8 protein-coding genes are annotated in these 12,775 nt (G+C 73.5%); 3 read left to right on the top strand and 5 right to left on the bottom strand.

The annotated features are described in order from the left end of the window. Positions 1 to 252, top strand: a complete 252-nt coding sequence (locus tag IE267_RS01710) for a hypothetical protein (protein ID WP_161248120.1) — start codon at positions 1 to 3, stop codon at positions 250 to 252. A 21-nt stretch (positions 253 to 273) separates the two neighbouring features. Here IE267_RS01710 and IE267_RS01705 read toward each other — a convergent pair whose 3' ends face one another. From IE267_RS01705 to IE267_RS01685, 5 genes are all read right to left on the bottom strand, one after another. Further along, positions 274 to 1,230 carry a hypothetical protein gene (locus IE267_RS01705; protein WP_189761948.1) on the bottom strand — a complete coding sequence of 319 codons (957 nt, stop codon included), beginning with the start codon at positions 1,228 to 1,230 and terminating at the stop codon, positions 274 to 276. After that, a complete protein-coding gene (locus IE267_RS01700) occupies positions 1,227 to 2,501 on the bottom strand; it encodes a CHAT domain-containing protein (RefSeq protein ID WP_189761947.1) in 1,275 nt (424 codons plus the stop codon). Before IE267_RS01700 ends, IE267_RS01705 begins: the two co-directional genes overlap by 4 nt. 3 nt (positions 2,502 to 2,504) lie before the next feature. Next, positions 2,505 to 5,231, bottom strand: coding sequence for a tetratricopeptide repeat protein (locus IE267_RS01695; protein ID WP_189761946.1), 2,727 nt, complete (start codon positions 5,229 to 5,231; stop codon positions 2,505 to 2,507). Beyond that, complete coding sequence (locus IE267_RS01690; RefSeq protein WP_189761945.1) at positions 5,228 to 8,431, bottom strand: tetratricopeptide repeat protein; 3,204 nt, start codon at positions 8,429 to 8,431, stop codon at positions 5,228 to 5,230. Before IE267_RS01690 ends, IE267_RS01695 begins: the two co-directional genes overlap by 4 nt. Before the next feature lie 341 nt (positions 8,432 to 8,772). After that, positions 8,773 to 9,339 (bottom strand): Uma2 family endonuclease, encoded by a 567-nt coding sequence (locus IE267_RS01685; RefSeq protein WP_189761944.1) that lies wholly within the window; start codon positions 9,337 to 9,339, stop codon positions 8,773 to 8,775. A gap of 199 nt (positions 9,340 to 9,538) precedes the next feature. On the opposite strand from IE267_RS01685, the gene IE267_RS01680 reads away from it, so the two are divergent. Together IE267_RS01680 and IE267_RS01675 are read left to right on the top strand one after the other, a co-directional pair. Then, complete coding sequence (locus IE267_RS01680) at positions 9,539 to 11,563, top strand: thioredoxin domain-containing protein (RefSeq protein WP_189761943.1); 2,025 nt, start codon at positions 9,539 to 9,541, stop codon at positions 11,561 to 11,563. A gap of 524 nt (positions 11,564 to 12,087) precedes the next feature. Beyond that, positions 12,088 to 12,708 carry a VC0807 family protein gene (locus tag IE267_RS01675; protein ID WP_189761942.1) on the top strand — a complete coding sequence of 207 codons (621 nt, stop codon included), beginning with the start codon at positions 12,088 to 12,090 and terminating at the stop codon, positions 12,706 to 12,708. The last annotated feature ends 67 nt before the right edge of the window (positions 12,709 to 12,775 follow it).

The following is a 12,775-nucleotide window of genomic DNA, read 5'->3' as shown; positions in this document are numbered from 1 at the left end:
ATGAGCGCAAGCCTCGCAATGACGCACATGGTCCCGCTGGCCGCCGAGATCGACAACGACAAGGTGACGCCCGGTGTCCTCGGCTTCATCGTGTTCGCGGCACTCGCCCTCGGCGTGTGGCTGCTGATGAAGTCGATGAACCGGCACATGGGCAAGGTCGACTTCGAGGAGACCCCGGACCCGTCCGCGGCGACCGCGGAGACGACCCCGGCGGCGGCCGCCGCCGGCAAGGGCGCCGCGAAGAACGGCTGACGCCGACCGGCCGCTCCGGCTTCAGCGGGAGTGGCCGGCCAGCGACAGCAGCAGATGCGCGGACTCCGGCCGTAGATGGTCGGAGTGCGCGCCGGCGGGCCCGCGCCCGTTCACGAACACCGCTCCGGCGTCGACGCTGACGAACCAGTGATCGAGCGCGGAGGGCGGGTAAGGGGTGTCCGGGGCCAGCATCCGGATGGCCGACACGGGCTGGGGCGCGGTCCCGATGCCCTGGCTTCCGATCCCCGCCCGCCGCTCGGCGACCCGGTGCCAGAAGCCGGTGGCCCAGTCCCGCTGCGTGTACGTGGCCACGAGCGGGCCGCGCAGCGGCGCCTCGGCGAGTGCGGTGAACGTCTCCGCGAAGGCGTCGCGGGGCGCCGCCATCTGAAGCAGCAGCATCGAGTCCACCGTGAACGGCAGATGCGTCGGCCCCGGTCTGCTCCAGCCCAGCGTGCCCGGCTCCTGGGCAGCCCACTGCACGGCCTCGCACAGCACGCGACAGCCGAACGAATGCCCCACCAGGTGCAGGTACTGGCCGTCCCGGCCGGCCAGCACCGGGCTTCGCGGATCACCGCGTCCGGCGTCGAGATAGCCGAGCAGTGAGCCGATCACCCGCCCCGCGTGCCCGTCGGCACCACTCAGTGCGTGCGCCCGGTCCCTGATCCTGCGGTAACCCCCGCGCAGTGGCCCGCTGCGTGAGGGCCAGCGCACCAGGACCGGCCACGGGGCCCAGGGGGCGAGCGCCGGGTAGAGGTCGTGGTGGCGCCGGTACTGCTCGGCGACGAGCGCCAGCAGCCGGCCGGCGGCCCGCTCCGCCGCCTCCGGCCCGGTCTGCCAGCCGTGCACGTACAGCACGATGTCCGTGGTGCCCGGCGGCGGCCGGAGCGCCTCGGCGAAGTGGTCGTCGAGGCGGTGGACGGGGACCGGGTGCCCGCCGTCGAGGACCCGTCCGGACTCGTCGAGATCAACGGTCTTCATGGCGACTCCGGTGCGCGTTCGAGGCGGGCGTCCATGCCGCAGTGCAGTGCGTAGGCGAGGCCGAGCGGGTTGCGGAAGGCGTCGGCGAAGTGTCGCGCCAGGGCGTGGGCGATCGCGCCCGCGGTCTCCGTGCCGCTCAGATAGCGGGTGACGAACGCCAGCGCGTACTCGGCGGCGAACGCCTGCGGCATCGCGATCTGCGGGCCGAGCACCCCGCGCGCGCCGTGCTCGATCAGCGCCCGGCCGAGATGGGCGTGGTCGCCGTCGCCGCCCGGCGCGCCCGCATGGCAGGCGTTGAGCAGGACGAACGGCTGGAACGGGGTGTGGTCACCGAACCCCCTGCGACGTTCGCGCACCAGTTGGGCGTCGATCCGCATTCCGTCGCTCAACTTGACGACCAGGCAAGGGGGTTGATCGGCCACGGGCTGGAAGTCGCCATGGCACCAGAAGTACATCAGCTGGTCGTCCAGGTCCCGGTCGGCGAACGCCTCGACCAGTTCGCGCCGGGTCGTGCGCTCCACCAGCTTGGTGCCACGCGCCAGCGCGACGGCGACCTCCCTGGCCCGGGTGAGCCCCCGCCGGTCGATCGCCTCGTCCCGGTTGAGACTGACGACGGGGACGGCGGGTGCGGCGGGCCGGTCGCCCGGCCAGGGATAGGAGCCGCCGGTCTGCTCGATCCGGTGCCGGTGCCCGAGGAAGCGGTCGAAGAGGCCAAGGCCCCCGGCGGCGGGCAGCGCCAGCATCGGCCAGGGCAGGAAGAGATCGGAGTCGAAACGGATGCGGAGCCCCTCTTCGCCGAGGGCATCGGTGAGATAGGTGCGGATCAGTTCGGTCCGGCGCCCGTCGCCGCCGAGCAGTACGCCGAAGAGCAGGTCGGCGCCCATGAACGCCAACTCGTCGAGTATCGCGTCCAGTTCGGGTCGCGGCTGTTCGCTGAGATCCACCAGTCGGGTGTACGGATACTCCGGGCGGTCCGGATCGGGCATGCCGTCCGCGCCCAACGGCCGGTGCCCGACGAAGAGTTCCTGCCAGGCGGCGCACAGCCGGGCCGCTGCCGCCCGCACTTCGCCGGGCCGGGCCACGAGGTCGGCCTTGTGCTCGGTCCCCTTCAGGGCGGGTACCCCCGGACCGTAGAGCCGGGCTCGGATCCGGTCACCGGCGCACACGTCGAAGCTGACGATCACGTCGGGCGGTGCGGTGTGCAGGCCGGGCAGACGGGTGAATTGACGGCTCGGGTCCTGGACGACCCGCACGGGCAGCTCGGTCGGCATGCCTCACGCTCCCCGCGCGTGTTCGGGATGCGGGGCTGTGACGAGGTGCGGGGCCGAGGTGTCGGGCAGGTCGAACTCCGTCTCGACCTGCTGCAGCACGCTCCCCGTCTGCTCGTCGGCGATCGTGAAGCGCAGTCGGTGCAGGCCGGCACGGTGGGCGACGATGGTGAACTCGGCGCCGTGCGTCGCGTGCGGGGAGGGCCGCACCAGGGACATGGCGGGCTCGATGTCCGCCGGGGTGAGCGGTGTGCCGACGGCCCGCAGCCATACCGGGCGCCCCCCGTCTCCGGCCCACGGGTGGCCGCCGGCGGCTTCGACGCGCAACAGGATGCGCGTGGGCGAGCCGTCGAGGAGGGTGAGGCGGACCCGGCATTCGACGGGTGGTCCGAATGCCCGCTCGGACCAGACGGTGTCGCGGGCGCGGCGGGGGACGCCGTCGCGACGGTAGGGAAAGGGCCGCTTGTTGCGCCGGTGTTCCAGGATGCGCCCGGCCTCCCCCGACGTGGTGAACCTGCCGGTGGAGAGCTCGCCGAGCGTGTCGTCCACCCCGGCATCGTCGCCCTCGAACAGGCGGAGGCAGTAACGGGCCCACAGCTCACCGCTCTTGTCGCCGAGCCGGGAGAACAAGGACCGGGCCCGCTCCACGTGAGCGGCCTTGTGCTGCCTGCCGAGCGCCGGGTAGGGGCTGATGGCCGGGTGGGCTCCCAGGGCGAGTTCCGTCCAGGCGAGGCCGTGCGGGCAGCCGATGTCGCGGAAGACCCGGGCGGCCTCGCGCAGCAGTTTCCGTGCCTGTTCGGAATCCCTTTCCAGCAGGGCGATCTGGTGCATCGCCCAGGCTGCACCGAACCGGTCGGTCAGGAACTCGAAGAGTTCGAGCGCGGCGGTGAGCTCTCCGGTCGCCTCCTCGTCGGCGCTCCGGTCCGCCTCGGCGAGGGCCAGGTGGTACCGCGACCAGGCCTGTCCCCGGAAATCGCCGTTGACCACGTGCATGGCCTTCGCCGCGGTCAGGTCGACGAGGGCGTCCTCCAGGTGGCCGGTGGCCAGGTGGACGCGACCGAGCGTGGTGGTGCACCAGGCCTGGCCTCGTTCGTCCCCGGTCCGGCGGAACACGGCGAGGGCCTGCTCGGTGAAGGTCCGAGCCGTGTCGGGGCGCCCCGTCAGGAGGAGCAGCCCGGCGTGGTGGAGGGACGTCCAGGCGCCGGGGCGGACCTGTTGCCCTTCGTGGTAGCGGGCGGCCGCGTCCGTGAAGGCGGCCTCGGCTTCGGTGACCCACCCCTGGTCGCGCAGGATCCGGCCGCGCAGCGTGTCGGTGAGGGCCCGGGGTCCGGGGTCGGGGGAGGGCTCCGGGCCGAGCGCACGCAGCGCGTCGCGCAGATCGCCGGACGCATAGGCGGCGACGGCCCGACGTACTCCCGCGGTGTTCTGGCGGAAGGGGAGCGGCGGCGCGCACTCCGGATCGCGGACCCCTTCGGCGAACGCGGCCCTCAGGTCCGCCCGGCCGTCGGGCAGGGACCGTCGGAGCACCGCCAGCCGGTAGGCGTCGCAGCGCATGGCCAGCAGACGTGCGAGCGGGCCGGTGACTTCCTCGCGGGCGGCGGCCAGCCGCAGCACCATGTCGAGGTACTCGTCCGTGGCGCGCAACACGCTGTCGCACGTTGCGTCGGCGGCCTCGCCGTCCAGGACCTCCAGCAGATCATCGCGGACGGAACGGAAGAAGCGGGAGGAGGAGTACGGGGTCGGCGGTGTCAGCCGTGCGGCTTCCTCTTCCTCGCTGAGCCTCGCGGACGCCAGGGACCAGCGATCGTCGTGGGCCCGGGTGAGGAGGCCTGCCTCGCCCAGTTCGTCGAGGTGTCCCGGCCCTCCGGGGCCGAGCAGTTCCGCCGCGGTGCGCATTCCGAACGGCACCGTGCCGTACAGCAGGAGCCGCTCCAGGGCCGCCCGGCAGGAGTCTGACAGGCCGGCAATGGCCAGGCGGGTCAAAGCGATTGCCCGCCCGGCGGCGTCCGTCGGAAACGTCCGCTCCCACTCCGCCAGCGTCTCGCCGGCCTCGCGGCCGCCCGCCTCCAGGAGGGGGCCCGCCAGCCGGATCAGGAAGGGCAGTCCGCCGGTCAGCCGCAGCAGCGACTCGGCTTCGGCGCCCGCCGGCAGGCGGCGTCCCGCCCGCCACGCGAGGACGGCGCAGTCGTGCACGTCCAGCGGCCGGACCTCGTGCCGGCGCATCCGGGGGTGCGGCAGCGCGAACGCGGTTCGGGCGGTCAGGACGACCGTGGCCCGCGTCTGCGCGAACGCGGCCAGCAGGGCCTCCGCGACCCCGGGGGACGGTACGTCGTCGAAGACCACCAGCGCCCGGCGCGCGGCGAAGTGGCGTCGACAGGCCTGACGTACCGTCAGGCTCCCGACCGCGGCATCGGCCCCGCCGCCGGGCAGCGCCAACCCGCGCCAGTCCGCTCCTAGTTGACCGAGAACCCGCAACAGGATGGCGGTGGGGTCCGGCGGATCGGCCCCGGCCGGCATCCAGCAGACGGGGGCGGGAGCCTTCGCGCCGGGTGCGGAGGGCGCGACGACATGCGCCGCCAGGGCCGACTTGCCCACGCCCGCCGGCCCGTGCAGGAGCAGCACCCGGGGGTCCGGTCCCGTCTCCGCGGCGAGGAACTCCCGAAGGTCCCTCGTCTCCTCGGCCCGGCCCGCGAACGGCGCGCACGGGCGGGGCGGCCGTAAGGGGGCGTTCATCGGTCGGCCCCCACCGGCACCCCCATGACCTCCCGGGCGTGCCGGTCCGGGACCATGCCCAGCTGCCAGGCCTGCCAGCCCGACTCCAGCGAGACGCCGCGCTCCAGCATCAGCGCGAAGGCCTCCGCGCAGTCCTCCAGCTTGGCGTCACGGGCGTGGTGGCGGGCCCGAAGGAGCTGGGCCAGCTCCTCCTGGGCGACCGCCGTGCCCACCTCCACACCGCCCGCGCCCGCGTACGGCAGCAGCGTGCAGCGCAGGAAGCGGGACCAGTCCCCGCCGCGCCGGTCGTCGTACGAGGCGAACAGCGCGGTCGCCTCGTCGCACAGGGCGAGCGCCGGGCCCGGCCGGTTGTTGCCCGCGTCGATCAGGGCGAGCTCCAGACACGTCCAGGCCTCGCCGTGCGCCACCCCGATGCGGTGGAAGTCGGCCCGCGCGTCGACCAGGAGCTGGCGGGCGAAGCCGGAGTTGCGCAGGTTCCCGGTCTGGGCGGCGCGCTGGTCGCGGGTGACCCGGCCCGAGTGGTGGCGGGCGCAGGCGAGCCCGTACACGTCCCGCATCCGCGAGAACATGGTGCGGGCCCGCTCCAGCTCGCGCACCGCCTGGTCGCGGTCGCCGCGCTCCTCCAGGGCCTGGCCCAGGTAGTACAGCGTCCAGGCCTCGCCGCGCGCGTCCTCCTGCTCGCGGTGGCGCGACAGGGCCTGGCGCAGCCCGTCGACCGCGGCCGGCGCATCGCCCTCGACGAGGCGGGCGCGGGCCAGCTGGGTCATCGCCCACGCCTCGCCGCGGCCGTCGCGAGTACGCCCGTACAGGTCGAGCGCGGTACGCAACTCACCCTCCGCGCGCGGGACTTCACCGGTGCGGAGGTAGAGCTGGCCGAGCTGGAAGTGGGTCCAGGCCTCGCCGTGCAGGGACTCGTTCTCGCGGTGCAGTTCGAGGGCGGTGGCCAGCAGCGTCAGGGCGACCGACAGGTTGGAACGGTCGCGCTCCACGGCCGCGAGCGCGTGCAGCGACCACGCGCGGTCGCCCGCCAGCTCGTCGCCCGACTGCAGGTCGATCGCCTCGCGCAGCCGCACCGCGGCCTCGGCCAGGTTGCCCTGGTGGTGCAGCGTGATGCCGAGCGAACACAGCGCGAGGGCCTGGCCCGCGTCGTGCTGTGCCTCGCGGTAGAGGTTGACCACGGACGACAGCGTGGTGCGTGCCGTGTCCAGCTCGCCGAGCTGGCGGGCCGCGATGCCGGTGCGCCACTGCACCGACCGTACGAGCAGGCCTTGGTCGACGGCCTGGGTCAACTCGCTGATCTCGCCCAGGCGGTAGAGGTCGCCGCGCAGCAGGCAGTAGTCGCACAGCGCGCCCAGCAGGCTGAGCACGGCCTCCTGGTCGACGCCCTCGGCCTGGCGCAGGGCCGCGGTGATGAAGCTCGACTCGTCGTCCAGCCAGCGCAGCGCCGCGTCCAGGGAGGGGAAGCCGTGCCCGCCGAACTGGCCGGCCCGGGTCGACATCTTGCCGTCGACCATGCGGCCCACCGCGTCCGCGAGCTCCGCGTAGTTGCGGATCAGGCGCTCCTGCGCGGCCACCCGCTCGGCCTGCTCCTCCTCGTCGGCCAGGCGGGCCTCGGCGAAGGCGCGGACGACGTCGTGCAGCCGGTAGCGGCTGCCGCGTACGTGGTCGATGAGCCCGGCCGAGGCGAGCGCGGTGAGCTGGCGCTGCGCCTCCTGCTCGTCGGCCGCGAGCAGGGCTGCGGCGGCCGCCGCCCCCAGGGACGCGCGGCCCGCGAGCGCCAGGCGGCGCAGCAGGCGGCGGGCCGGCTCGGACTGGTCGGTGTAGCGCAGCCACAGGGCCCGCTCGGTGGGTGCCACCGGCCCGTACGCGCCCAGGTCCGCGGCGAGCGCCCGTGCCGAACGCGGTCCGAGGGAGGACCCGGCGATGCGCAGCGCCAGCGGGAGTCCACCGCACAACTGCCGTACCAGATCGGTGGATTCGGCGTCGTAGGGCCCGGTCTCCTTCTCCTCGGCCGCCTCGCGCAGGAGTTCCTCCGCGCCCGCCGCGTCCAGCGGCTCGACGGCCAGCTGGTGCACCCACGCCGGGAAGTCGTCGGGCAGGTCGAGCGGCTTGGAGGAGGTGACCAGGACCAGGCCCTCGGAGCGCTGCGGCACCAGGGTGCGCACCTGCTCGGGGTCGTCGGTGTCGTCCAGGACGACGGTGACCGCGAGCCCCGTCAGATGCTGGTGGTAGAGCTCGGCCAGGCGGCGCACCTGTTGCTCGGGGGACGACCGCTCGCGGAACAGGAGCTGCTCGCGCGGCGCGCCGAGCCGGTTCAGGAGGTGCAGGAGCGCGTCGCGGGTCGGCAGCGGGCTCTCGCCGGACAGGCCGCCGCGCATGTCGACCAGACAGGCGCCGCGGAACTGGTCGCGCAGGGCGTGCGCCGCGCGCACCGCGAGGGTGCTGCGGCCCGAGCCCGGCGGGCCGTGCAGGACCACGACCACCGGCCGCGTCTCGGTGGAGGCGCGGGCCGCCTGCACCCACTGCCCGATCCGCGCCAGTTCCGCCCGGCGCCCCGCGAACGGGCCCTGGAGGTCCGGGAGATGGCCGAACGACTGCTCAAGCACCGAGCGGCGGCGGGCCGCCGCGCTCTTGTCCGTGCCGCGCAACTGTGTGGGCACCTTCTTCTGCGCCGGCTTGGGGCTCACCGCCCGCTGCTGGTCCAGGAACGGACGGATGCCCCGCACCTCCAGGGCCGTCAGCCACTGGAGGCGCAACTGCTCGGGGCCGCCCGGCTGGCCGAGCGCCCCGGCCCGCCGGTGGGCGGCCGGCACATGCGCGGCCGTCACCCTGGCGACCGTTCCGGCGGCCCCGGCGACCGCCACGGCCGCGCCGGTACCCACCGCGCCGCCCGCGCCGACCCCGAGCGCCACATCCACGACGATGGCGGCGAGAGCGCCGACTCCCGTTGCCAGCAGACCGGTTGAACCACCCTCGCGCCGGAACCGCTCGCCGAACGAGAGCTGTCCGACGGCCGCCTCGTCCAGCGCCTGCGTATACGCCGCGTACTCCTCCGCGGCGCTCTGGGCCAGCGCGTCGAGCGCGCCCCGGCCCCGGGAGAGCAGTGCGCTCCCGTCGGAGCGTCCGCCGGAGCGCCGTACCTCTTCCTCCACGGCGCGTACCAACAGCCGCTCGGCCTCGGCCCGATGGCTGTCCCGCATGTGCGTCCCCCTCCGAGAGCCCGTCCTTCGCCTGCGCCTCCAAGTGTCGTGCGTGACGCGCGTCGGCGCGAGGGAGTCGGCGGATCATCTCCCGTGTGGGGGAGTCTCGAATGGTGCTTCTGGTCCGCCGAGGCCTATGAGGGGCTACCCCCGATGGTCGCCGTACGCATCCCACACACCGGCTCCGGCTGCATCGTGGCCCACACACAAGGAGGGCTCGGCCAAGCCGCCCATCCACCTGGCCGGCGGACTTGCCCGGACTCTCGGCCTGGAGGAAGTATCCGGGCTTGAGTCGGCGGGGCTGACGGTCGCCCCGACAGCGGCACGGGGGCTCTCCGTCCTTACATGGCCCCAAGATCGACCGTGACGGAGAAAGGTGCGGTGGCCTTCACCGTGCCGGTGAACATCTCGCCGTCCCGGTAAGCCCGGGTGGCAGGGTCGAGGACGTACGTGTAGACGATGGGGACCCCGGTGGCGGCCTGCTCCACTCGCCAATAGAAGGGGATGCCGGCCTTGGCGTACTGGTCCACCTTCACGATCCGGTCAGTGGTCTCCGAACCGGGCGACACGACCTCGACGACCAGGAGCACGTGCTCGGGGCGGGTGGGCGTGAGGTCGATCGTCTCCGCCCGGTAGACGATGACGTCCGGGCGACGGTTGGTCAGCGGGACGTCCTGCAGGCGGACGTCGAAGTCCGTGTCCGCGTTCCAGTCAGGGCCTGCGGCGGCGTCCAGGGCATTGGCCAGGAGTCTGGCCAGCCGGTTGTGCCGCTTGGAGGCGCTCGGACTCACGACGACCATCCCGTCCACGACCTCGATGCCGGCGCACTGCTCCTCGGACCAGGAGTCGTACTGCTCCGCACTGATCTGCGTATGCATCCACGCGGGCGCCACCATCTCGGCGGTCATGGTGTACCTCCTTCGAGGAGCCTCGGCAGTCTCGGCGCTGCTGCGCCCAGCTTACTGATCGGGTTTGGCCGACGGGCCCACTCACACCCTTGATCTGGACGAGCTGCCCCGCCCCGAGGCGACTGCCCGCTGACGGAGCCGGCTGCTGTGGCGCTGTGGCGCTTCGGCGGGGTGGGGGGCGGTGCGCGAGGATGGGGGCATGTCGAACCGCCTTGCTGACGAGACGTCCCCCTATCTGCTCCAGCACGCCGACAACCCGGTCGACTGGTGGCCCTGGTCGTCCGAGGCCTTCGAGGAGGCCCGCGAGCGCGGGGTTCCGGTGCTGCTCAGCGTCGGTTACAGCAGCTGTCACTGGTGTCATGTCCTCGCGCACGAGTCGTTCGAGGACGAGGTCACCGCGGCCTACATGAACGAGCACTTCGTCAATGTGAAGGTGGACCGCGAGGAGCGGCCCGACGTCGACGCCGTCTACATGGAGGCCGTGCAGGCCGCGACCGGCCAGGGCGGCTGGCCCATGTCCGTCTTCATGACCCCCGAGGGCGAACCCTTCTACTTCGGTACCTACTTCCCGCCCGAGCCGCGGCACGGCATGCCCTCCTTCCGGCAGGTGCTCGAAGGGGTCCGGAGCGCGTGGGCCGACCGGCGCGACGAGGTCGCCGAGGTCGCCGAGAAGATCACCCGCGACCTCGCGGCCCGCGAGCTGGACCACGGCACGGGCGGGCTGCCCGGCGAGGAGGAACTCGCCCAGGCGCTGCTCGGGATCACCCGCGAGTACGACCCGGCGAGCGGCTGGCTGGGCGGCGGGGACACCAGGTTCCCGGCCGCCATGGTGGTGGAGTTCCTGCTGCGCCACCACACCAGGACCGGCTCGGAGGCGGCCCTGGAGATGGCCGAGGGCATGTGCGAGGCGATGGCCCGCTCCAGCCTCTACGACCAGCTGGGCGGCGGCTTCCACCGCTATGTACTGCGGCCGCGCCCGGGCGGGACGCTGGTGCCGCACTTCGAGAAGATGCTGTACGACAACGCCCTGCTGTGCCGGGTGTACGCCCACCTGTGGCGGGTCACCGGCTCCGCTCTGGCGCGCCGGGTCGCCCTGGAGACAGCCGACTTCATGGTGCGCGAGCTGCGCACCAACGAGGGCGGGTACGCCTCTGCCCTGGACGCCGACAGCGACGACGGCGAGGGGCGCCACGTCGAGGGCGCCTTCTACGTCTGGACGCCCGCGCAGTTCGCCGCGGTGCTTGGCGAGCAGGACGGGCAGGCGGCGGCGCTGCACTTCGGAGTGACGGCGGACGGCACCTTCGAAGAGGGCGCCTCCGTTCTCCAACTTCCCCAGGAAGCAGCCGAGTTGGCCGACGGAGTGCGTGACCGACTGCTCGCGGCGCGGGAGCTCCGGGAGCGGCCGGGGCGTGACGACAAGCTGGTCGCGGCGTGGAACGGCCTGGCGATCGCGGCGCTCGCCGAGACCGGTGCGCTCTTCGACCGCCCGGACCTCGTCGAGCGCGCGACCGAGGCGGCGGACGTTCTCGTACGGGTCCACATGGACGGCCACGCCCGGCTCGCCCGGACCTCCAAGGGCGGTCAAGTGGGCGTGAACGCCGGGGTGTTGGAGGACTACGCCGATGCCGCCGAGGGGTTCCTCGCGCTGGCCGGGGTGACGGGGGAGGGGGTCTGGCTGGAGTTCGCCGGGTTCCTGCTCGACATCGTCCTGGACCAGTTCGTCGGCGAGGAGGGCGTGCTCTACGACACCGCGCACGACGCGGAGAAGCTCATCCGGCGGCCCCAGGACCCGACGGACAACGCGACGCCTTCGGGGTGGACGGCGGCGGCGTCGGCCCTGCTGTCCTACGCCGCGCACACGGGTTCCTCGGCGCACCGGGAGGCCGCGGAGGGGGCGTTGGGGGTGGTCCGGGCGCTCGGACCGCGGGCGCCGCGGTTCATCGGGTGGGGGCTCGCGGCGGCCGAGGCGGTGCTCGACGGGCCCCGGGAGGTCGCGGTGGTGGGTTCCCCCACGGACCCCCTCACGGGGGCGCTGCACCGCACGGCGCTCCTCGCCTCCGCCCCGGGAGCGGTGGTGGCGGTGGGAGTGCCGGATTCCGAGGAGTTCCCCCTGCTCGCGGGGCGGCCGTTGGTGGGCGGGGCCGCGGCGGCGTACGTGTGCCGCCGGTTCACCTGCGAAGCCCCGGTGACCACGCCGGAATCCCTGGCGGAGGCCCTGGCCTGACCCTCTGGCCTGCCGCCGTGGCCCGGCCCTTGACCTGGCCCCGTGGCCCTGGCCCATTGGCTCCGCCCCGGACCCCGCCTGACCCTCTGGGGCTCGGCGCGGACCCCGCCTGACCCTCTGGGGGCCGGCGCGGACCCCGCCCGACCCCCTGGGGGCCGGTCGGCCGGGACGGAACAGTGCCGTACGGCCACGGTGGGCACGCAGGAAGCCCGCACCGGAAGCCCCCGCAGGAAGCCCCGCAGCACGGCCTCGTCGCACGGGCCGGGCTCTCGGCCGGACGACGCCGGCTGCCAGGGAGGGGGGGGTGGAGCCGGGTGGAGAGACATCTCCACCCGGATCTACTCCCGACGCATCAGGACAGGCGACCGGGGTCGCCCTAACGTTTTCCCCAGATGGTCCTGAACGTCAACTTCCTCCCCTTCCTTCGCAACTGGGGGTTTCCCATGTCCTCGAACCCGTCAAGCCCCGCAGGTCACGGCGGAAACAGCACCCGCGCCTCGCGGTCCCGTGCCGTGAAGCGTGCGATGGTCGCCACGCTCTTCTACGACATCGGCCTGTCGGTCATGGCGTACTTCGCCGCCGAGCTGCTCGGGGCGACCACCTACGTCGCGCTGCTGGCCGGCACCCTCGTCGCCGGCGCGCGCATGATCTGGGTGGCGTTGCGACAGCGCCGGGTCGATCCGTTCGCACTGTTCCTGCTCTTCCTGTTCGGCGCGAGCCTGGCCCTGAGCTTCACCAGCGGCGGGGCCAGGTTCATCCTGGCCAAGGACTCGGCGCAGTCCGCCGTGGCCGGCCTGCTGCTCGTCGGCAGCTGCGCCGTCCGTCGCCCGCTGGCCTACTACGCCGCGCAGCGGTTCGCCCGCCAGGCCGGGTCGAGGCAGGCGGCCGAGTTCCACGCCATGGCGGACACGGCCACCATGGCGGCCCGCTGGCGCCGCGTCACCCTGGTCTGGGGCACCGGGCTGCTGGTCGACGCCTCGCTGCGCATCGCCGCCGTGTACCTGCTTCCGATCGAGGTCGCCTCGAACGTGTCGCAACTGCTCATGTTCACCTTCGTGGGCGGTCTTGTCCTGTGGACCGTCCGCTCGATGAAGAAGGAGCACACCGAGCCCCAGGGAGTCACGCCCAAGCACGCCGCAGTCTGACCCCGGCTCCGCGTCGGCCGGCGTGGCGCTACCGCCCCGGCTGACGTTGCGTCACCAGGGCTTCCGA

The sequence above is a fragment of the Streptomyces xanthochromogenes genome (genome assembly GCF_014650455.1).
Classification (GTDB): Bacteria; Actinomycetota; Actinomycetes; order Streptomycetales; family Streptomycetaceae; genus Streptomyces; species Streptomyces xanthochromogenes.
This window is presented reverse-complemented; position numbering and strand designations above follow the sequence as displayed.